The sequence below is a fragment of the Roseibium sp. genome (assembly GCF_051016195.1).
Classification (GTDB): Bacteria; Pseudomonadota; Alphaproteobacteria; order Rhizobiales; family Stappiaceae; genus Roseibium.
This window is the reverse complement of sequence record NZ_CP134616.1, coordinates 990942-1012780: the sequence shown is the minus strand read 5'-3', so window position 1 is coordinate 1012780 and position 21839 is coordinate 990942. Positions and strand designations below refer to the sequence as shown.

Sequence of the window (21839 nt, the reverse complement as noted above, 5' to 3'; positions counted from 1 at the left end):
CCCGGCCCGGGCGGAACCTTCCGCCCGGGCTGATTTTTCTGATACCGGAAGACTGTTTCATGAGCGATACCACCGACGGTCAGGTTCTGACGACACAGGACGGAAAGCCGCTGAAAGCCGCGCTCAGGCGCGCCCTTCGCCGCGAAAAGCTGCGCGCCTTCCTGCTGATCGCACCCTTGCTGATTTTCGTGCTGATCACGTTTGTCGCACCGATTGTCGATATGCTGTTCCGCTCTGTCGAAAACGGCATCGTCGCGGACACGCTTCCGAATACGGTTATCGAACTCAGCAAGTGGGACCCGGCCTCCGGGGAATCACCGGACGAAGTGGTCTTCGCCGCGCTTTATGACGACATGGTCGTTGCCGTGGACCAGAAGACACACACCCGTCTCGGCTCCCGTTTGAACTACGAGCAGAGCGGTATTTCCAGCCTGTTCCGAAAAACCGGCCGCCGCATCAAACGCATGGACGAGGATGGTCCGTTCAAGGACCAGTTCATCGGCGCGGACAAGAAGTGGGACGATGTCGCGACCTGGCAGGTCCTGCAGCAGTTTTCGCCGCGCTATACCGACGGCTATTTCCTGAACGCCTTTGATGCCAAGCGCGGTCCGGATGGCATCGAGATGAAGCCGGAAGACCAGCAGATCTACATGTTCCTGTTCGGGCGGACGCTGTTCCTGTCGATCGTGATTACCCTTTCTTGCCTGCTGCTGGGATATCCGATCGCCTTTTTGCTCGCGTCTTTGCCGCTGCGAACGTCCAACCTTCTGATGATCCTCGTTCTGCTGCCGTTCTGGACCAGTCTGCTCGTGCGGACATCGGCCTGGAAGGTGCTGCTGCAGCAACAGGGCGTCATCAATGATTTTCTGGTCTGGACCCGGCTGATCGACGATGCGAACCGTCTCGTGATGATCAACAACCAGACGGGCACGATCATCGCCATGACGCACATCCTGCTGCCCTTCATGATCCTGCCGCTCTATTCGGTGATGAAGACGATCTCGCCCAGCTACGTCCGCGCGGCCAAGAGCCTCGGCGCGAATGACTGGACTGCCTTCTGGCGGGTCTATTTCCCGCAATCCGTCCCGGGCATCGGCGCCGGCGCCATTCTCGTCTTCATCCTGTCGATCGGCTACTACATAACGCCGGAACTGGTCGGCGGCACGTCGGGCATCTTCATTTCCAACCGGATCGCCTATCACATTTCGTCATCCCTCAACTGGGGCCTGGCAGCTTCGCTCGGAACCCTGCTCCTGGTCGCGGTGCTGATCCTCTTCGTTGTCTACGACAAGATCGTCGGCATCGACAACGTGAAGCTCGGATAGGAGGACGACATGAGCGCACTACCACCCTATGCGTCCCCCTTGCAGAGAACGTGGTTCTATACGTTCCGGGTCATTTGCGGGCTGATCTTCTTCTTCCTGATTTTCCCGATTCTGGTGATCCTGCCGCTGAGCTTCAACGCCCAGGACTTCTTCACCTTCACCAAGGAAATGCTGTCCTTCGACCCGGCGGGATATTCGTTCAAGCACTACAACGACTTCTTCACCAACCCGGACTGGCAGCAGGCGCTCGTCAACTCGGTGCTGATCGCGCCGGTTGCAACGCTTCTGGCAACGGCTTTCGGAACGATTGCCGCGGTTGGCCTGTCCCAGTCGCATGTGCCCTACAAGCCTGCAATCATGGCGATCCTGATCTCGCCGATGATCGTGCCGCTGATCATCTCGGCAGCGGGCATGTATTTCTTCTATTCCCGGATCGGCCTGCAGGGCACTTACTGGGGAGTGGTTCTGGCCCATGCAGCGCTCGGCACACCCTTCGTGATCATCACGGTGACGGCGACCCTTGTCGGCTTCGACCGCTCCCTCGTGCGCGCTTCGGCGAGCCTCGGGGCCAATCCGGTCACCACTTTCTTCAAGGTGCAGATGCCGCTGATTGTCCCGGGCGTCGTCTCCGGTGCGCTGTTCGCCTTCATCACTTCGTTCGACGAGGTGGTCGTGGTCCTGTTCCTCGGCTCCGCCGGTCAGAAGACGCTGCCATGGCAGATGTTCACCGGCCTGCGCGAACAGATCTCGCCGACCATCCTTGCGGTCGCCTCGCTCATGGTGGCGATCTCGATCGCGCTGCTCACGGTGCTCGAACTGTTGCGCCGGCGTTCGGAAAGGCTTAGAGGTTTGACACCGGGCTAAACAAATCCCCGCAGCTCACCATATGTGCCGGTGGCGGAACGCCAGCCACCGGGCGGAGACGAAAGTCTCCCGGTTGCAAGACAATTTGGATTTGGGCCTGGCGGGCCGGCTTCTTTTCAGGAAGCCGGCCCGTTTTGCGTTTCAGGCCCCGGAAATGAGCAGAACACGCAGCCTGCTCACTTCGGGAAAGGAGATCTTCCATGAGCGACGACATGATCCGCATTTACGAAATGAACAATGGCGAGAAGAGCTTTTCGCCTTTCTCGGCAGTGGAGATGGACCGGCGTCAAGACAATCTGCGCCTGCTGATGGCGGATCACAGGATCGACGCCGTCCTCATGACCTCCTATCACAACATCTGTTACTACTCCGGCTTCCTCTATTGCCGTTTCGGCCGCAACTACGGTCTCGTCGTCACGCAGGACAAGGCAACCACAGTTGCCGCCGGTATTGACGGCGGCCAGCCCTGGCGCCGGACCCACGGCGACACACTGATCTATACTGACTGGCGCCGCGACAACTTCTTTCACGCTGTCCAGTCGCTGATTGGCTGGCCGAACGCCTCCGTGCTGCGTATTGGCATCGAGTTCGATCATGTTTCGCTCGATCTCCTGAAAATGCTGGAAGCCGCATTTCCGGGCGTGGACTTCGTGGATGTTGCCGCCGATGCCATGACCCAGCGCGCGATCAAGAGCGCGGAAGAACACGCCCTGATCCGCGAAGGCGCGCGCATCTGCGACATCGGCGGCGCTGCCGTTGCCGAAGCCGTTCAGGCGGGGGTCACCGAGCACGAGGTCGCGATTGCGTCGACCAACGCCATGATCCGGGAAATCGGCAAGTCGTTTCCCTTCGTCGAACTCATGGACACCTGGACATGGTTCCAGTCCGGCATCAATACGGACGGCGCTCACAACCCGGTCACCAACAAGGTGGTGGAGGCCGGAGACATCCTCAGCCTCAACTGCTTCCCGATGATCTTCGGCTACTACACCGCGCTGGAGCGGACGCTCTTTTGCGAACACGCTTCCGACGAACACCTGCGGCTCTGGGAGATCAACTGCCATGTCCACCGGGAAGGCCTGAAGCTGATCCGGCCGGGCGCGCGCTGCTGTGACATTGCCGCCACGCTCAACGACATCTACCGCAGCCATGATCTCCTGAAATACCGCAGTTTCGGCTACGGCCACTCCTTCGGCGTTCTCAGTCACTACTATGGCCGCGAAGCCTCGGTGGAACTGCGCGAGGACGTCGAAACGGTGCTGGAGCCTGGCATGGTGGTTTCGATGGAACCGATGATCATGATCCCGGAAGGCCTTCCGGGCGCCGGCGGCTACCGGGAACACGACATCCTGATTGTCGGCGAAGACAGCGCGGACAACATCACCGGCTTCCCCTTCGGCCCCGAGCACAACATCTTTCCGGCGCGCTGAGGCGGGAGGACGTCAGCCCATTGGCGAGGTGAGAACCGGAGCGCGAGCGCTCCGGTTTTCGTGTGCCCCGACACGTATAGTCCTATGAGGTCAGTGAACGTATGCTTGGCACTACCTGCCATGCAAATTGCGATCTCGTCTTTAGAAAATTTCCGACTGAGTCACGACTTTCAATCAAGTGCATCCGAATTACTAGCATGTGCCTCAGTTCAGCATCTCGTCGTCGATCAACTCATACACTCGAGTCTCGATGTGCTTGAAGAGACACAATGCGCCCTCTCGGGTTGACCGAAAGTCCGGTGTCGAGGGGATCAGAGGAGAGCAGTTTTCATTCCGAGCATCAATCCACTTCCTTTGATCGCGGACCAGCTGCTTTTGCGACGACGAATCTAACATCTGACGCCGGGTTCGGTAAACACGTCCGAGAATGCTGTCTAGAAGCATCAGTTCCTTGTCATCGCAAATAAGCCCCTCGACTTTCGTTGTCGCTTTCGAGCAGTCGAAGCTCGGACCGAGATCGGTTGTCGAATTCCCTGATAGCGATGCGAAGAAAAAGCCGTCGACACATGCTTTGCGCCCGGCGATTGGGTGCGGGTCATCAGGGTGATGGTAGAAGCCGAAACAACGAGCCGAAATCTCCGTTATCCATTTCATTTCGTCGGGGCCGTAAGAACCCGTGAACATGTCAAGGGTGCCATAAGGGAAACCTCGTTTGACTGCGGCCTGGGCGATCTCCTCGTTGCAGACGTCGTTGCGGCCAGAGGTGTCCGAACAAGAATGTATTCCGAGAACGGATCCCGGTGTCAGGACGGAATAGAAGCCGGCTGGAAACAAGATCTGAGCGCAAGCCGATGCGCATTCGTCGTCTCCAATGATAGAGAACTCTCGAGCTTCGATCGCGTCGGCGAGAGAAAGCGCAGCTCCGACACTTCCGCCAGGGCTCGTGACGACCAGTATTAGAGCTGACGGCGGATTAGTCTTTAGAAGATCCAAGAAGCGTTCGGTGTCTCCCGGTTCGATTGTGCCTTCGGCGCGTACAACGGTGGTACCGGAATTGCCCGAATAGGGAACAGTTTCGAATGACATCGGACGAGATGACGTGATGTTGGCGAGGAAGGCTAATGAAGCCAACAAAATATATTTCACGTCCAAGTTAGGCATTTCTGCCTCTCTAGTAATGGGAACCGAAGCAAAGTCTCTCGCTCGCGTTTTGTTGATTTTTTTCAGTGAATGCATGGTACGGGGTCAACTATTGCTGATACCTAGTTGGTAAGTCTGCAGTTAGCGGACATCATACTGATGGCGCGGACATAATATTCGGCACGCAGGCTGCTTCTCAGGCTTGATTGCAGACATGAATGCTATTACCTTAGGTTGATCGGGTTGTTGTTTGCTGTCAAGTTAGTTGAGGAATTCATGGAACCCGGTGTCATTTTCCTTTTCATTTGGCTTCCCGCTGCACCAGTTCTGCTCGTTGCTTGGATCTGGACATGGATCATTTTGCGCTACTCCAGAAAGCAATCGATCGCAATCATCGACGGGTTAGAGGAGCGGGCGGTCAAGCTAGAAGATAAGTACGGTGGCCTGATTTCTGAGGAAGCCGAACTCGAACGATTAAGGTCAGAGACTGTCGTAGAACAAAGCAGGATTGAGGAGCTGCGTACTTCGTATGCCGAGAAGAAGGTTACGTTTGATCGATTGCAGCACGAATTAGCTGTGTACGACGAGCGGTTGTCATTCGCCGAACTCGGCATGTATGAGCCGCATTTTGATTTCAATGACAGCGAAGCTTTTAAGGAACGCATCAAAACTGTTCGGAGACGGCAGAAAGCAATGGTCTCTTCTAAACATGCCTGCATTTGTCCAACCAATTGGACCGTTGATGGAAGTCTGTCGAAGGGAAAGACCATGATCAATCGTCAGATGCGCCTGACTATGCGGGCGTTCAACAACGAATGTGAGGCAGCAATAGCAAATACTCGATGGAACAATGTCATCGCGATGGAGAACCGGGTCCTTAAGGCGGTTATTGCAATCGATGCCTCGAACTCTTCGATGAACCTCGTGATCAACGACGCCTATGTTGCGCTGAAAATCGAAGAACTTCGCTTGACGCATGAGTACCGTGAACAACTCAAACAGGAGCGAGATGAGCGGGTGGAATTGGCCCGGGCCGAGCGTGAAGAGAAAAAGCTTCTCGCTGAAGCGGAAAAGGCAGACAAGGAAGAGCAGAAATATCAAGATTTGCTCGCGAAGGCGCGTAAGGAGGCCGAGGTCGACGTCGACAATGAGCGGCTTCGAAACAAGATCGCGGAGTTGGAGACATCTCTCGCGGAGGCACATGCGACCGGTGAACGCGCCCGAGCGATGGCAGAACTGACAAAGTCGGGATACGTCTACATTGTTTCTAACGTGGGGTCATTCGGAGAGGACGTCGTCAAGATCGGACTAACGAGACGGCTGGACCCAAATGATCGCGTGCGGGAGCTTGGAGACGCCAGTGTGCCATTTTCTTTTGACACCCATGCAATGATCTATTCCGAGGAAGCACCAGCTTTGGAGTTAGCGCTGCATCGCGAATTCGGAGACAAGCGCATCAATATGTCGAATTTGCGAAAAGAGTTCTTTCGTGTGAGCCTCAATGAAGTCGAGGACGCCGTTCGACGTCTTGCACCTGACGCGTCGTTCTTCAAGGATCGGGAGGCGCAAGACTGGCAGGAAACGCTTGCGCGCAGAAAACAACTGTTGGCTGATACCGCTTACGCTCAATCGGCAAATGCATTTCCGGCGACACTTTGATGCCCATAAATCTTAACTCTTCCTCCGCTGCGCGTCAGCCGGAATGACAAGCACATTGACCGGGGATCAGCCTACGAGAACCATTTCGGGTTAACCCGCACCGCAGGGGGGAGTGCGGGAGCGTGCAGGTGCCCCGGTTCTTTTGTCGGTGGTCAAAGCCAACTTCGAAAACCTCCCCTATTCACCCAAGTCTTCATATCCACCCCCGTTTTGCCTAAGCTATCGGGCATGGCGAGAGTGGAGATGACATGCACAAGATCCTGATCCCGGTGGATGGGTCCGTTCACTCGATAAAGGCGCTGAGAATTGCCTCGGATCTGGCGGCGAAGTATCAGGGGCGGCTTCTGATCTGTCATGTGCTTCTGAGAGGCAAGGACGCCAGCGATCTGATGGCTCTGGATGTTTCCGGCCAGTTCGATGCGCCGTTGCACAAGATCCTGACCAAGGCTGTTTCGGCCAATCTCGGCCCGGCCCCCGACAAGGTACTTAGAATGATTGGCCAGATCATTCTGGATCACGCCGCCGAAAAGGCCGGCGGCCATGGCGTTGATTTCGAGAAACTGCCCATTCTGACCGGAAAGCCGGCTGATGCGATCTTGAGCACGCAGAAGCGGCTCGAGGCTGCCACGATCGTCATGGGCGCCCGCGGCGTCACGCCTTCGGACCGCTCGACTTTCGGCAGCGTGTCGCAGGACGTCTTCAGCCGGGCAAGCTGCACCTGCATCTCGGTGAAGTAGGCGGCACCACGGGTGCGACGGGTCGTCTTGACGTCAGTTCATACCCCCTGACCGCCCACCCGTCTCTCAATTGTTCCAGTAGGAGCCTTCCTTGCGGCCGATGTGGCTGATCATGACGTCACTGGCTTCTTCCGTCTTTCCTGCGGCCAGCAGCTCGCAGATCCGGATGTGTTCACCGTAGGATTTTTCCATGTGGTCCGGGTGATTGCCCAGCTTGTTCCTGAGACAGGCCATTTTCGCCGCGATCGTCTGGAACGCGTCGTTCAGGAACATGTTCTGCGCGTGGTCGAACAGCTTCTGGTGAAACTCCGTGTCGAGACTGAGATACTGCCGGTCGTCTGCTTTCTTGCGGGCCTTCGTCATCTTTTTGGTGATGTCGGCCAGGCTCTTTACCAGTCCGTCCGGATCGCGTTCCATGGCCTTGCGCAAGGCTGCGGTTTCCAGGCAGACGCGGACGTCGCAAATGTCGACAAGGGCGCACCGGTCGAGCGTGAAAACGAACGTGCCGCGCTGCGGTTCGGTATGAACCAGCCCCTCCAGTTCAAGACGCGCAAACGCTTCCCGGACCGGTGTCCGGCTGACGCCGAGCTCCTTGGCAATCTTGGTCTCCGACAGCGCTTCCCCCATGTCGCGCTCGCCGCTGATGATCTGCGCACGCAGGACATCGGAAACCTGTTCCGCAAATGATTTGGGTCGCTCGATCTTCAGCATGCGTCTTCGATTCCTTCCGGTTCAACGGGCTTATAGCGCGCACCGGCGTTTTGTGTACAGTATTTTTGTTGTTGACATACTGTATGCCAGTATGCCAGTTGTGAAAACAAGGGGGATCGATCGGGCGATTGGCCGCGATCCCGGATCTGAGGGAGGGGACAGATGGCGCGGTTCGAGCGCATCCTGATTGCAGTCAACCGCGCTCTGGTCGTGGCAGCGCTCGCTGCGGTTTTCCTCATCGTGATCACGAATGTCGCCGGCCGTTATCTGTTCGGCAGCTCGCTCGCCTGGGGTGAGGAAGTCGCCCGTTTCCTGATGATCTTTGGTGTCTTCGCCGGCGCGGGCCTTGCGCTCAGAAGCGGCCGTCTTGTCGAGATCGATCTTTTTGTTTCTCTCCTGCCGCGCGGTCTCAAGACCGCGATCCGCTGGGGTGCGGTCCTGGTGATGGCAGTCTTCATGGGACTGATCTTCTGGTTCGGCATCCTGTTCGTGGAGTTCGGCTGGAACAAGGAGACCATGGCGACCGGCATTTCGCGCGGCATCCCCTATATGGCCATACCTTTCGGCTGTTTCCTGTTTCTCTGCCACCTCGCATTCGTGTGCCGGCGCTTTGTTGCAGGAGAGTTCGAGGCAGAGGCAGCCCTTGACGATCAGGAGGACCCCTCCTGATGGCCAAGACCCTGATCATCCTGTTTTTCCTGACCTTGGCTCTGGGCCTGCCGGTCGTGTTCACGATGGGCGTTGCCTCGACCGCAGCTATCCTCATCGACGGCGGTCTGAACCCGTTATTGATCCCGCAGCGCATGTTCGGCGGGATCAACTCCTTCCCGCTGATGGCCGTTCCTTTTTTCATCCTGGCGTCGGAGCTGATGACGGCGTGCGGACTGACGGCGGCCCTCTTGCGCTTTGCCAATGACCTGGTCGGGCATATCCGGGGCGGTTTGGGACATGTGAACGTTCTGGTGTCCATGCTGTTTGCGGGCATCTCCGGATCAGCGCTCGCGGACGCAGCCGGGCCATCGGCCATCGTCATGCGCATGATGCGCAAGGCCGGCTACGAGGCCAACTATGCCGGAGCCCTGTCGGCGGCGACGGCAACGATCGGTCCGATTATTCCGCCGTCCATCCTCATGGTCATTTTCGCGATTTCCGACAACCGCGTGACGGTGGCCGGATTGTTTCTGGCCGGGATCGTTCCCGGACTGATGCTCGGACTGGCCCTTGCCGCCGCAAACCATCTCGTTTCGGTCAGGAAAGGTTACCGGGGGCGTGAAACCCGGGCCGCGGTGCCGGAAGTCGCCCGAAGCGCATTTGCTGCCGGACCGGCTCTGCTCATGCCGCTGATCATCCTGGGCGGTATTCTCGGAGGCATCTTCACGCCGACCGAGGCCGGTGCGGTCGCCACGGCCTATGCGCTTCTTCTTGGCCTGGCGATGCGCTCGCTCAACCTTCAGAAACTCTACACCGTTCTCGTAAGGGCCAGCGTTACGACATCATCGGTTCTTTTGATCGTCGCGATGGCATCCGTGTTCGGCTGGCTGCTGACCTACCTGCAAATCCCGCAGAGCCTGGCGGCCGCGATCGCGGGCCTGACATCGGACCGGTTGACCGTTCTCTTCCTGCTTGCCGGCTTCGCGCTAATCTGCGGTCTTTTCATCGACACGCTTCCGGCCCTGATCATTCTGACACCGGTGCTCGGCCCGATCGCGGCACAGTTCGGCATCGATCCGCTGCAGTTCGCCATGATGCTCGTCCTCAACCTCACCATCGGCATGATCACGCCGCCGGTCGGCCCTGTGCTCTTTGTCATCGCGACGGTTGGCCGTCTCAGGATCGAAGGCCTGTCCCGCGCCGTTCTTCCGCTTCTCGCGGCGGAAATGGCGGTTCTTCTGCTGGTCATTCTCGTACCGGCACTCAGCACCGCGTTACCTCGCTTCTTCGGACTATCCAGTTAGCAAACGGGAGGAATACCATGAAACTGACATCACGACTTCTGGGCGCAACGGCCGCTTTGGCCATCGCTTCCGCGGCCGGTGCGGCCTCCGCGAAAGAGCTGAAATACGCACATTTCCAGGCGGCTGACATGTCGTCGCCCAAACATGCGGCCGCGCTCGCCTTTGAAACCTGCGTGGAAGGCAAAACGGCCGGTTCCATCGACGTCCAGGTCTATCCGGCCTCCCAGCTGGGTGACGGCGGGCAGGTCATCGAAGGCCTTCAGCTCGGCACCATCCAGCTCGGCGTTGTGCATGACGGGCCGATATCCGGTGTCTACAAACCCTTCGCCGTCTTCGCCATGCCGTATCTTTTCGATGATCAGGCCATGGCCTGGTCCGTGGTTGACGGCGAGTTTGGTGCGGAGATGTTCGAGGATATGCGGACAAAAACAGGCATCCGCGTCCTGGGTCTTGCCGACAATGGCGTGCGCAACTTCACCAACTCCAAGGTTCCGGTCGCCGAACCTGAGGACATGAAGGGCCTGAAGATGCGCGTGATGACCGCTCCGGTCTGGACCCGTCTGGTGGAATCTCTGGGCGCTTCGGCGACCCCTGTGCCCTGGCCGGAACTGCCCGGCGCGCTGCAGCAGGGTGTTGTCGACGGCCAGGAAAACGGCGTCACCAACATCGTCAACGCGTCACTCTATCAGCATCAGAAATACGTCTCCCTCGACGGGCACGTCTTCTCCTGGCACGCCTACATGATCAACGACGATTTCTATGAGAGCCTCACCGACGCGGAAAAACTGGCCGTCGGCCAGTGCGTCGAGATCTCCAAGATCATCCATCGCGGCATGACGGCGGCTCAGGACGCCAATGCCGCGACAATCCTCGGCGAAAAGGGCCTGGAGGTGGTCCCGGTCAGCCCGGAACAGAAAGCCAAGTTCCGTGAACTGGCACAGCCGGCCGTGCGCGAATACATCGTTGGAGAAATCGGCGAGGAATGGCCTGACAGGCTTGACGCGGCGGTTGAGAAGTACCGGAACCAGTGACATGCAGGCGGAGACTGTAACCACACCGGAGACGCCGCTTGCCGCCGTGCTTGAGCCGGGCTACGCGGACTACGAGCTGGAGCAGGCGGCAATACAGCCCTTTGGGGCGCGTGTCCTGCCGGTTCCCGCCGGACAGGATGCGCTCTCCGCCCTTGCCGACAAGAACGTCTTTGCGGTGCTCACACGAGAGCGCCGCATCGACCCCGCGCTCTATTCCGACTTTCCGGGCCTGAAGCTCATCCTGAGATATGGCGTTGGTGTCGACAACGTCGATCTCAAGACCGCGACGGAACGCCGGATCCACGTTGCCAACATTCCCGACTATGGCGCGGAGAATGAAGTCAGCGACCATGTCATTGCCCTTTACCTCGCGGTCGCAAGGCGGATCGTGACCCGGGATGCCGAAGTGCGGGCGGGCCTTTGGAGCGTCGGGCAAAAAAGCCCCGTTCCCGGCCATCGCAACGCGACAATAGGCCTGATCGGCTTCGGGCGGATCGCGCGCGCCGCCTGCACGCGCTTCCGCGCCCTGGGGTTTTCCCGCGTGCTGGTGAGCGATCCTTATCTGGATGCGGAGGCACGAGCTGCCTGGGACGTCGAGGCAACTGATCTCGACAGCTTGTGCCGCCAGGCCGACGTCGTCAGCCTGCATACCCCGCTGACCGAGGCAACGCACAATGTCATCGACGCCCGCCGCATTGGGCTCATGAAAGAAAGCGCAATTGTTCTGAACGCCTCGCGCGGTGGCCTTGTCGATGAGGCGGCCCTCGCGGACGCATTGCACGAAGGCAGACTGTTCGGCGCAGGGATCGATGTGTTCGAGACCGAGCCGCCGGCCCGGGAAAATCCGATTCTCAACGCGCCCAACACGGTGCTGAGCGACCATTGCGGCTGGTATTCGGAAGCATCCGTTGGCGAGTTGCAAAGACGCGCGGGCGCCGAGCTGGTGCGCGTCCTGGAAGGGTGCCCGCCGGCCAATTGGGTCAACCGGTGGTGAGCCGGCAAACACAACACGCAAATGCCGTTCAAGGACGTTTTCAATCAGGAGAACCGGAAATGGAACTTAAGGAACTGGTCGCGGGCTTCCGCGAAACCGCCACGGCTTCGGTTGCCGATGCGGTGGACAAGATCACCGGCCGCAAGGGCTATCTCGATCAGGCCATCAAGCCGCGCATCAACGAAGTCAAGATCGTCGGTCCGGCGGTCACGGTGCTTGAAGGCCCGACAGATGAATTCGTGCCGCCGCAGCATGCCCTGGATGCGATTGATGAAAGCGAACCGGGATCCGTTATCGTGATCTCGATTGCAGGCGACGCCAACGTGGCGGTCTGGGGCGGTCTGATGACCGCCGGTGCCGTCGCCAACAGACACGAGGGCGCCGTTCTCGACGGTGCCGTGCGCGACATCACGGAGATCCGCCGGGACTATGATTTCCAGATCTTCGCCCGGTCTTCGTCTCCCGGAACGACGCTTGGCCGTCACAAAACGCTGGCTGCCAATGTCTCGGTCCCCCTCGGCGACGTGATCGTGCATCCGGGCGACATCATTGTCGGCGATATCGACGGCGTGGTGGTGGTCCCGATCGCGCAGGCGGAGGAGATTCTTGAAATGGCGCGTGAGATCGACATTCGCGAAGCCGAGCAGGCGAAGCTGATCATGCAGGCAGGATCCCTGCGTGAGGGGTTGGCGAAATACGGCCGGATCTGACGCTGAAAGAAGGGGGACACTTCAAATGACACAGACAAGACTCGCAGCGCTGCCGGCGATCGTGGCCGTCTTTATAGGGCTCGGTGGCGCGGTCGCCAAGGACACGCCCCGGCCGGAAATCGTCGCCGAATGGAACAGCCTGCCCTACAGGGTCGTATCAGAAGACATCAGGTCGGCCTGGGAAAAGAGCGCAATTTTCGGTCAGGCGCTCGTCCAGGGCGCCAAGGTCGACAGCAATGGCAACATCTACGTTTCAACGGCGCGGTGGGCCGGAAAGGAGATACCGGCAACGCTCTCGAAACTCGTCAGGAACGGCGACACCTGGGAGCTGGAGCCCTATCCGAACGAGAACATGAACGACATTGCCAACGCGGCCGGTCTCAAGGCTGTTCTCGGCTTTGAGATTGATCGCAATGACGTCATGTGGATCCTGGACCAGGGTCACGTCGCCGGCCCTCCGTTTGAAGACGGTGACGCCAAGCTTGTCCTGTGGGACATCAACGCAGGCAAGGAGATCCAGCGGTACGTCTTCACGGCTGACGAGGCGGACAGGCAGTGCTCCTTCCTGAATGACCTGGCCGTGGACAATGATACGGGAGTCGCTTACATCGCCGACAGCGGTATCTTCTGTGATCCGCTTCACGGCGGGCTGATCGTCTATGACAGCAAGACCAATACGGTGCGCCGTATTCTCGATCAGCACAAGTTTACCAACAACGAGCCCAACTTCTTCTTCAACATCGATGACCGGCCCGTTCTGAAGAACGGCGGCATGCAGACCGGTGCCGATGGAATAGCGCTGTCCGGTGACAAGAAGACGGTCTACTGGACCAATCTGACGGGCAACAAGCTCTATTCGCTGCCCACGGAAATCCTGCGTGACTTTCAAACAAACGAGACGGTGATCGAAAACGCGGTGCGCGTGGAAACGTCCCTTCCTTCGAACACGGACGGCATGACCGCGGACAACGCCGGCAACATTTACATGACGGCCCTGTCGCTCGACGGTCTGATGAAATTCGATGAATCGACCGGTCAGGTAAGCCGTTTCGTTCATCACCCGGAAATGAACTGGCCGGATACGCTCGCCTGGGGGCCTGACGGATCGCTTTATGTCGTCTCGAACCACCTGCACGTCTGGGTGGATGGCGAGATGAATTTCGAAGATCCCGAGATCCCGAATTTCAGGATCTGGCGCATACCCGGCGTCGGACAAAGCTACACAGCCCAGTAAGCGGCCCCGGCCACGCTTTGACGGGCGTGGCCGGTGCCCAAACCGAAAAAGGCAAGGAAAATGCAACCCGATATCATTTGTCTCGGCGAGCCGATGCTGGAATTCAACGAACAGGCGGACGGACGTTTTCTGAAAGGACATGGCGGAGACACGTCCAACGCCGCGATTGCCGCCGCGCGCCAGGGCGCGTCCGTCGGTTACCTGACACGGGTCGGCCGGGATGCATTCGCCGATGAGTTCCTGCAGCTTTGGCAGTCGGAAGGTGTCGACACATCAAGGGTGGTTCAGGATCCTGATGCGCCGACCGGCATCTATTTTGTCAGCCACAACGACAACGGCCATGCGTTCACCTATCGGCGCAAGGGCTCCGCTGCGAGCCTGATGACGCCTGCGGACCTGCCCGAAGACTATATTGCCGGTGCCCGTATCCTGCATGTGTCCGGCATAAGCCAGGCGATTTCCGCCGATGCAGCCGATGCGGTTTTCACCGCGATGGATCTGTGCCGGAACGCCGGCGGCTGGGTGTCCTACGATACCAATCTCCGGCTCAATCTCTGGCCCCTGGAGCGCGCCCGGGCCGTGACCCATGCTGCCATGGCCAAGGCGCATATTGCCCTACCCGGGCTTGAAGATGCCATCCAGCTGACGGGCTTTACCGACCCCGACGCGATTGCGGACTTTTATCTTGATCTGGGCTGTGAGATCGTGGCGCTCACACTTGGCAAGGACGGCACGCTGATCGCGCTGAGAGATGAACGCAGGCGCGTTCCGGGGCAACCTGTTTCCGCGGTCGACGCGACCGCGGCGGGCGACACGTTCGACGGTGCCTTTCTTGCTGAATTGGCGGCCGGCCGCGATCCCTACGAGGCGGCCAGCTACGCAAACGCGGCCGCCGCGTTGTCGACGCAAGGCTATGGAGCGGTTGCTCCCATGCCGAGACGCCGGGATGTGCTGCGGTTCATGAGGGAAGGGCAGGCGGCATGAAACATGCCTTGGTGACAGGCGGAACGCGCGGCATCGGCTTCGGTGTCGTGGAGACGCTTCTGGAAGAAGGTTGGGCGGTTACCGCGACCGGCGTCAGCGAGGCCGAGGTTGCCGCGTGCCCGGTGCGCGAGAACCTGACCGCCGTCGCGCTCGATGTCACCGATGATGACCGGATCGCGGACCTCGTCGCCACCCATGACAGGCTTGATGGCCTTGTCAATTGTGCAGGGATCCTCCTGCGCGAGGCGGAGTACGAAATCGAGACTTTCTGCAAGGTGATCGACGTCAACCTGACGGGCACGATGCGGATGTGCCTGGCGGCCAGGCCGCTTCTGGAGCGCTCTGGCGGCGCCATTGTCAATACGGCCTCGATGCTCAGCTATTTCGGCGGCCCGCTCGTGCCCGCCTATTCCGCCTCCAAGGGCGGTGTTGCGCAACTGACCAAGGCGCTCGCCGCGAAATGGGCGGCGGACGGCATAAGGGTCAACGCGGTTGCGCCCGGATGGATCGAAACGGAAATGACCGCCGGCCTGCGCGAGCAATCCGACCGCGAACGCACGATCCTCGGCCGAACGCCTCTGGGCCGCTGGGGGCAGCCGCAGGAAGTGGGTGCGTTGGTCGCCTGGCTTTTGAGCGGCAAGGCACAATTCGTAACGGGTGCGGTCTACCCGGTGGATGGCGGCTATTCCGCCGTCTGACAGGAACAGGGAAAGAGGAGTGGAGCATAGATGCCCCTAGACGCAATAGACGAGAACCCGCGGATCCCGTATCAGCTGCCGTTTCCGAAGGACGCCCAGGCGGAGATCGTGGTGCCGTCGGCGATCCCGGAAGACGAGCGCGTCTGGGTGCCCCAGACGGAAAACGTCTGGTTCCGCCCGCTCTGCCTCAACCGGAGCCAGGGTTACTGGGTCAATCTCTTGCGGGTACGCAAGTCCGGCGTCCTGTCGCGCCACCGCCACCCCAACCCCGTGCATGGCTATGTCATCAAGGGGCGCTGGCACTACCTGGAACATGACTGGGTCGCCGAGGCCGGTGGCTATGTCTACGAGCCCCCGGGCGAGACGCACACGCTCGTCGTGCCGGACGATGTCGAGGAGATGATCACCCTCTTTCAGGTCAACGGCATCATGTATTACGTCGACCCCTACGGCAAACCGCTCGGCTACGAGGACGTCTTCACCAAGATCGACATGTGCCGCCAGCACTACGCCGACGTTGGTCTTGGCGAGGATTACGTCGACCAGTTTTTGCGGTGAAGGGGTTGGCGACGGGTACGGAACATGATGGAATTGATCAAAACATGGTCCGCGTCAAAACGCCTGAGGACGAGGTGAAGGTTCACTTGGTGATTTGTCCAGACGACGGTAACGTTACCAAGCAGCGGGACAATCTGGATGCAATCGTGACAGCGTGCGAGGGATCTGGCGTAGAGTTTACCTGGGCTTTCGATGGGACCGGAATATCCCACGCGCGGCACATCGTGACCGACACAGGCTGGAAGATCTCACTCGACCGTGGGCTCGATATTTTCCAGCCCTATTCGATGAACGATGCTTTCAGCCTTGCAAACCGGCTCCAGGAACAGCGACCAATCAAGCAATTCGAGGTGACCTACCTGAGGAACTAGCGAACCGAGGACCGTCGTGTTCTCAATGAAGGCCGGAGTGTCCAATTCGTGAAGATTATCGGCATAGACTTCACCGGCGCCCTAGCAAGCGCAAGCCGATCACCGCATTAACGTGCTGTTTCGACGACCGAATATTGCGTACGCAGAAACTTGAAGAATGGGCGAACTTTTCTGATTTCGAGAACGCCCTCGCGCAACCGGGTCCACGGATTGCTGGCATTGACTTTCCGTTTGGGCAATCCCGCCGTTTCATCGAAACGATTGGCTGCCCACTGCTTGGGCGGATTATGTCCATCATGCCAGAAGCCTTGAGCGTAGTGGCTTTCGTGCCGCGCTGGACGCCTACCGCGCCGGCCGTCAGACAGGCGATAAAGAGCACCGTAGAGCAACTGACGTAGCCGCAGGCTCGATTAGCCCGCAGAAGCTCTATGGCGTGCCTGTGGGTCTAATGTTCTTTGAAGGCGCTGGTCGCTTATTGGATGCCGGCGTCACGATCCCACATCTTCACAAAGGGGATCCGAACAGGATCGTGGTGGAAGCCTATCCCGGCATAATCGCTCGAACCTTAATCGGGTGCCGCAGCTATAAGAACGATACCAAGAAAAAACAGACCAGCGATCATTTTGAAGCTCGTCTCGCAATTCTCGAAACCCTCCAGATGCAGAGCCCTCATTGCTATGGTTTTGCGATCGAGGCCAGTAAGGACTTATGTGATGATCCAGGCGCTGATCACCTCGACGCCTTACTCTGCGCCGTGCAAGCTGCATGGGCTTGGCAACGGCGTGACAAAGGCTTTGGGGTTCCGCTGACGGTGGACGCGGCCGAGGGGTGGATAGCCGATCCATCGGTAGTCGAAGCGTTGGAAAGACGTTGTCAATCAGAAAAAAAATAATAAATCAACATATCTACAATCCTGAATTGAAAAATGTTACCCTTCTTAGCAGAAGTATTTTATCACTGAATATTCACACCGATTCTGGGATATAAGATGAAAGCGATCGACCGTCCACACCCAAAGATCATTAACGGCGCTTCGCAATTCATCATTCCGGTATTTCAACGCGACTACAGCTGGTCTGAAGAAAACTGCCGTCAAATTTGGAAGGACATACTTGCGGTTGGAGCAAGCGCCAATGGACGCGGGCATTTCATTGGTTCCGTCGTGCATGTGGCAACAGGTGACAGTGCGGCAGGTTTTACTCGTTGGCTCCTTATCGATGGCCAACAACGTGTCACAACAATAACGCTCCTTTTAACTGCACTTCGTGATCACATTCGAGAAACCGCTTGGCAAGGCACGGAAGACGGCCCGAAAATAAAGCGGATAGAGGCGTATTTCCTCCGCAATGTCCAAGAGGAAGGCGATCGAGAAATTAAGCTGAGACTGCGACGTCATGACGATGCAACCCTGCAGGCATTGATCAATGGAGAAGAGCTGCCTCGCGACGCTTCGCAAAAGATACAGGAAAACTATGAGCTATTCCGGGAGCTTTTGTCAGAGGCAGATCCCGAAATCGTTTATCGGGGCCTCAACAGACTAATAGTCGTTGATGTGACGCTTGAACGTGGTGTCGATGACCCGCAGCTCATTTTCGAAAGCCTGAATTCAACCGGTGTAGATCTGAGTTCTTCGGACCTGATCCGAACCTTTATCCTCATGCGACTTGCCGAGGCTGACCAGACGCGCCTCTACAATACGTATTGGTGCAAGATAGAAGCATTGTTTCGAGGGAGCGAACGTATATTCGACAACTTCATTCGAGATTTTTTGGCGCTAAATACACAGCCGTCAAAACTGGAGAGAGCTGACAGGGTGTATGTAGCGTTCCGGCACTACTATTTTCGCATCGGTGACGATCCTGATGCTTTGGAAGCGCTTCTCGAAGACCTGCTTCAACGAGCCAGATATTACGCGGCGTTCGCCGTACGCAGTAGCCCCGACGAACTCGGACGGGCCCTCGCCAACTTGCGTCAGCTTGGAGACATACCTGCTATACTGGTTATGCGGCTCTACGAGACTTATGAGAATTTAAGAACGCTCAGCTATTCTGATTTCCTTGAGGCACTTCGCCTCCTCGAAAGCTATCTGCTGCGGCGTGCTATTGTTGGGGCGCAAACGCGCGGCTACGGTCTGGAATTTGCCAGAATTGCGTACAAAATCGCAGAACAGAATCCGTTAGCATCATTAAAAGTGGCACTGGCCCGTACTTCCGCCAGTTACGCATTTCCCGACGATGATACGTTTGAGAAATCTCTGCTAGAAAGCGACATGTATCATAAACGCGTATGTTTCCATTTGCTCGATGGGCTTGAAAACCGGGACAGCAGAGAGAATAGCGATACGAGCAAGTACAGTATTGAGCACATTTTGCCGCAAAACGAGAACCTTCGCGAGGAGTGGCGCAATATGCTTGGAGCAGATTGGGTGGGTATTAAGCAGACCTGGCTACATCGGATCGGAAATCTAACTCTGACCGGATATAACAGCACGTACAGCGATCGCCCTTTTGAGGAGAAAAAGCGCATAGGGGGCGGTTTCGTGCAGAGTTCCGTTAGATTGAATCAAGACGTCCGCGATGCGACGCAATGGACCGAGAATGAGATTTCAAATCGTGGCCGACGACTAGCGCGGCGTGCCATTCAGATCTGGCCATCCCTTGATGTGGATCCAAAGCTCGTGCGCCAACAAGAGTTCCACGAAAAGAAAGCAAGGGCGGCGAAGCGCAAGCTGGAAAAAGTATCGATGACGGAGCAGGCATCTGCGCTATTCACGGTTTTGCGCGCAGAGATGAGATCCGCATTTCCAGATGCGATTGAGATGCCCGAAACCAAGTCCGTTACTTACCATGATCCCGGCTTCTTTCTGGAAGTGATCCCTAGGAGGCGCAGCCTTAGTTTGCTCATTGCATTAGACTTCAATGAAATTGATGACGACGACGGCTTTGCCCAAGATACTTCTGTCTACACATTTATAACGAATGCCACACACAACGGGGGTATTGTGATCAAGTGGAGCAACGAAGCTGACATTGATCGAACAATGAAAATCGTTCGCCGAGCCCACGGACTTCAGGAAGGTATATGACCTCAATGCACGACGGGGTTAGCGTTGCTTTGAAATAGCTAATCAGAAGAGCTTTTGTTTGAGGTCAGACAAAGTCATTTCTATCTGACACGCTGCCTCGCCTTCTTGACTTGCCTTGATTTGAGTGCAGCGTAGAGATTCGGATGGTCGCCCAGACCAAAGGTGAGTGCGCGATAGCTGGCAGCACTTATGTGTGGTTACTATGTGGTTACTTTTTCAATAACCGCAAACCAGAAAATCTTCTAAGATGTTGATTTTTTTGGCGCACCCGAGAGGATTCGAACCTCTGGCCTCTGCCTTCGGAGGGCAGCGCTCTATCCAGCTGAGCTACGGGTGCGTATCGGCGCAAGAGAGCAATGCGCGATGGATAGAGCGCTCTGATACTAGATCCGGCTCGTGCGGGCAACGGGTTTTTGGAAATTCCGACAAGTATTCATGTGCCGCAGGGCGGTTCGGGTCGGCGGCCGCCCGGAGGTTTGCGCAGGCGTGAGCTGAAAATGCATCTCGGGCAGCGCGGCGGGTGATAGGAACGGCGCGCCGGTGCGTATAGGAAGCACGATCCTTTCAGATACCGAGCACACATGACGACAAAGACCGGCTGCCGACATCTCATCCTGATCCTGGGCGATCAGCTGACCCCCGCCATTTCGAGCCTCCTCGGCGCAGACAGGGAGCGGGACCGCGTGATGATGGTCGAAGTGCAGGAGGAAACGACCTATGTCCGGCACCACAAAAAGAAGATCGCCTTCGTGCTCTCGGCCATGCGCCATTTTGCACGGGAGCTGCGGGAAGACGGCTGGCAGGTCGATTATGTCAAGCTGGATGATGATGCGAATACGGGAAGTTTCCGCGGCGAGGTTGCGCGGGCCTGTGCGGCGCTGGCGCCTGAAACGCTTATCGTCACCGAACCGGGCGAATGGCGGGTGCGCGCGGATATCAGCTCCTGGCAGGAGCTGACAGGTGTCCCGGTCGAGCTGCGCGAGGACACGCGGTTCATCATCTCCGGGGCGGGCTTCAGGGCCTGGGCAGCGGACCGCAAACAATTGCGGATGGAACATTTCTACCGCGAGATGCGTCTGAAGACCGATCTCCTGATGGAAAACGGCAAGCCGGCCGGCGGCAAATGGAACTATGACGCCGACAACCGCAAGCCGGCTCGCACGGATCTCTTCATGCCGCAGCCGGCCCGGTGTTCCCCGGATGAGATCACCCGGGAGGTTCTGGACCTTGTCGGGGCGCGTTTCGGTGATCACGTCGGCACGCTCGAACCGTTCTGGTTCGCGGTCACCCGGCGTGACGCAGAGGCCGCCTTTGACCTCTTTTTAAAGGAAGCGCTCGCCGGTTTCGGGACCTATCAGGACGCCATGCTGACCGGGGAAAAGTTTCTCTATCACTCGGTCATTTCCGCATATCTCAATGCCGGTCTGCTGGATCCGCTCGATCTCTGCCGGAAGGTTGAGGCAGCGTACGAGAAGGGAAACGCCCCCCTGAATGCGGCTGAGGGCTATATCCGCCAGATCCTCGGCTGGCGGGAATATGTGCGCGGCATCTACTGGCTGAAGATGCCGGACTATGCCGGCTCCAACGCGTTCGGCGCGTCACGATCGCTGCCCGGTTTCTACTGGACCGGCGAAACAGGCATGCGCTGCCTGGCCGAGGCGGTCGGCCAGACAATCGAGGAGGCCTATGCGCACCATATTCAGCGGCTGATGATCACGGGCAACTTTGCGCTGCTGGCAGGAGTGGATCCGCACGAGGTGCACGAATGGTACCTCGCCGTATATGCGGATGCCTATGAGTGGGTCGAGCTTCCGAACACGATCGGCATGAGCCAGTTCGCCGATGGAGGACTGCTGGCATCCAAGCCGTACGTCTCCAGCGGCAATTACATCAACAAGATGTCGGATTATTGCGGAGACTGTTCCTACGATGTCCGTCTGAAGACGGGCAAGGCCGCTTGTCCCTTCAACGCGCTGTACTGGGCGTTCCTTGAGCGGAACCGGGATGTCCTGAAGGGGAACCCCCGATTGGGGCAGCCCTATGCCACCTGGAACCGGATGGCACCGGAAAAACAGGCGGAATATCTGGAGAGCGCTGCAAACTTCCTGGAGCGGCTGGACCGGAACGAGAGCGTATGACGGAGCCGGATGGTTGTCGTTCGGCAAGTCGGTGAGACGCTGATTGAACAGCCGATAAGAACGCCGGACAAAAAAAACGCGCAGCCGTGAGACTGCGCGAATAAAGTTACTGTGCACGTGGCCCCATCGACCACGGCGGCAACTCTAGCGACATCTCAATGTAATGTCATTACCGTAAAATATTTTATTTTTTGATTCACTCTAATGCGACTGAT

At 57.9% G+C, this 21839-nt stretch carries 20 protein-coding genes and 1 tRNA gene; 18 read left to right on the top strand and 3 right to left on the bottom strand.

What is annotated here, in order from left to right; translation table 11 throughout:
- Positions 1–59 precede the first annotated feature (59 nt).
- The 3 genes from RDA78_RS04640 (at position 60) to RDA78_RS04630 (ending at position 3619) form a co-directional block, all read left to right on the top strand.
- Positions 60–1325: an ABC transporter permease gene (locus tag RDA78_RS04640; protein WP_434054186.1), complete on the top strand. Its 1266-nt coding sequence runs from the start codon at positions 60–62 to the stop codon at positions 1323–1325.
- A 9-nt stretch (positions 1326–1334) separates the two neighbouring features.
- Positions 1335–2189 (top strand): ABC transporter permease, encoded by an 855-nt coding sequence (locus RDA78_RS04635; RefSeq protein WP_434054185.1) that lies wholly within the window; start codon positions 1335–1337, stop codon positions 2187–2189.
- Between the two features lie 200 nt (positions 2190–2389).
- Positions 2390–3619, top strand: coding sequence for a M24 family metallopeptidase (locus tag RDA78_RS04630; protein WP_434054184.1), 1230 nt, complete (start codon positions 2390–2392; stop codon positions 3617–3619).
- A 204-nt stretch (positions 3620–3823) separates the two neighbouring features.
- On the opposite strand, the gene RDA78_RS04625 is transcribed toward RDA78_RS04630, so the two are convergent.
- The gene (locus tag RDA78_RS04625) at positions 3824–4780 is read right to left on the bottom strand and encodes a lysozyme inhibitor LprI family protein (protein ID WP_434054183.1); all 957 of its coding nucleotides are present in this window, start codon (positions 4778–4780) and stop codon (positions 3824–3826) included.
- A gap of 255 nt (positions 4781–5035) precedes the next feature.
- Between RDA78_RS04625 and RDA78_RS04620 the strand changes: the two genes are divergently transcribed.
- The gene (locus RDA78_RS04620) at positions 5036–6418 is read left to right on the top strand and encodes a DUF4041 domain-containing protein (protein WP_434054182.1); all 1383 of its coding nucleotides are present in this window, start codon (positions 5036–5038) and stop codon (positions 6416–6418) included.
- A gap of 248 nt (positions 6419–6666) precedes the next feature.
- Positions 6667–7155 carry a universal stress protein gene (locus RDA78_RS04615; protein ID WP_434054181.1) on the top strand — a complete coding sequence of 163 codons (489 nt, stop codon included), beginning with the start codon at positions 6667–6669 and terminating at the stop codon, positions 7153–7155.
- A 66-nt stretch (positions 7156–7221) separates the two neighbouring features.
- On the opposite strand, the gene RDA78_RS04610 is transcribed toward RDA78_RS04615, so the two are convergent.
- Positions 7222–7866, bottom strand: a complete 645-nt coding sequence (locus RDA78_RS04610; protein ID WP_434054180.1) for a GntR family transcriptional regulator — start codon at positions 7864–7866, stop codon at positions 7222–7224.
- A 162-nt stretch (positions 7867–8028) separates the two neighbouring features.
- On the opposite strand from RDA78_RS04610, the gene RDA78_RS04605 reads away from it, so the two are divergent.
- From RDA78_RS04605 to RDA78_RS04550, 12 genes are all read left to right on the top strand, one after another.
- Complete coding sequence (locus RDA78_RS04605) at positions 8029–8535, top strand: TRAP transporter small permease (protein WP_434054179.1); 507 nt, start codon at positions 8029–8031, stop codon at positions 8533–8535.
- Positions 8535–9821 (top strand): TRAP transporter large permease, encoded by a 1287-nt coding sequence (locus RDA78_RS04600; protein ID WP_434054178.1) that lies wholly within the window; start codon positions 8535–8537, stop codon positions 9819–9821. The genes RDA78_RS04605 and RDA78_RS04600 overlap by 1 nt, the downstream gene beginning before the upstream one ends.
- Before the next feature lie 17 nt (positions 9822–9838).
- Complete coding sequence (locus RDA78_RS04595) at positions 9839–10852, top strand: DctP family TRAP transporter solute-binding subunit (RefSeq protein WP_434054177.1); 1014 nt, start codon at positions 9839–9841, stop codon at positions 10850–10852.
- A 1-nt stretch (position 10853) separates the two neighbouring features.
- Positions 10854–11846, top strand: coding sequence for a C-terminal binding protein (locus tag RDA78_RS04590; protein ID WP_434054176.1), 993 nt, complete (start codon positions 10854–10856; stop codon positions 11844–11846).
- A 59-nt stretch (positions 11847–11905) separates the two neighbouring features.
- Positions 11906–12556, top strand: a complete 651-nt coding sequence (locus RDA78_RS04585; protein WP_434054175.1) for an RraA family protein — start codon at positions 11906–11908, stop codon at positions 12554–12556.
- A gap of 25 nt (positions 12557–12581) precedes the next feature.
- Entirely contained in the window at positions 12582–13790 is a 1209-nt protein-coding gene (locus tag RDA78_RS04580) for an L-dopachrome tautomerase-related protein (protein ID WP_434054174.1), read from the top strand.
- Between the two features lie 60 nt (positions 13791–13850).
- Positions 13851–14774 (top strand): sugar kinase, encoded by a 924-nt coding sequence (locus RDA78_RS04575; protein WP_434054173.1) that lies wholly within the window; start codon positions 13851–13853, stop codon positions 14772–14774.
- A complete protein-coding gene (locus RDA78_RS04570; RefSeq protein ID WP_434054172.1) occupies positions 14771–15472 on the top strand; it encodes an SDR family NAD(P)-dependent oxidoreductase in 702 nt (233 codons plus the stop codon). The genes RDA78_RS04575 and RDA78_RS04570 overlap by 4 nt, the downstream gene beginning before the upstream one ends.
- A gap of 30 nt (positions 15473–15502) precedes the next feature.
- The gene (locus RDA78_RS04565) at positions 15503–16030 is read left to right on the top strand and encodes a 2,4'-dihydroxyacetophenone dioxygenase family protein (protein WP_434054171.1); all 528 of its coding nucleotides are present in this window, start codon (positions 15503–15505) and stop codon (positions 16028–16030) included.
- 44 nt (positions 16031–16074) lie between these two features.
- Positions 16075–16401 carry an MIT C-terminal domain-containing protein gene (locus RDA78_RS04560; RefSeq protein WP_434054170.1) on the top strand — a complete coding sequence of 109 codons (327 nt, stop codon included), beginning with the start codon at positions 16075–16077 and terminating at the stop codon, positions 16399–16401.
- A gap of 448 nt (positions 16402–16849) precedes the next feature.
- On the top strand, positions 16850–17293 hold the full coding sequence (locus tag RDA78_RS04555) for a hypothetical protein (RefSeq protein WP_434054169.1): 444 nt from the start codon (positions 16850–16852) through the stop codon (positions 17291–17293).
- A 96-nt stretch (positions 17294–17389) separates the two neighbouring features.
- The gene (locus tag RDA78_RS04550) at positions 17390–19486 is read left to right on the top strand and encodes a DUF262 domain-containing protein (protein ID WP_434054168.1); all 2097 of its coding nucleotides are present in this window, start codon (positions 17390–17392) and stop codon (positions 19484–19486) included.
- Between the two features lie 260 nt (positions 19487–19746).
- Here the strand turns inward: RDA78_RS04550 and RDA78_RS04545 are convergent.
- Positions 19747–19823: transfer RNA gene (locus RDA78_RS04545), tRNA-Arg, on the bottom strand.
- Positions 19824–20067: 244 nt separating this feature from the next.
- On the opposite strand from RDA78_RS04545, the gene RDA78_RS04540 reads away from it, so the two are divergent.
- Entirely contained in the window at positions 20068–21624 is a 1557-nt protein-coding gene (locus RDA78_RS04540) for a cryptochrome/photolyase family protein (protein ID WP_434054167.1), read from the top strand.
- The last annotated feature ends 215 nt before the right edge of the window (positions 21625–21839 follow it).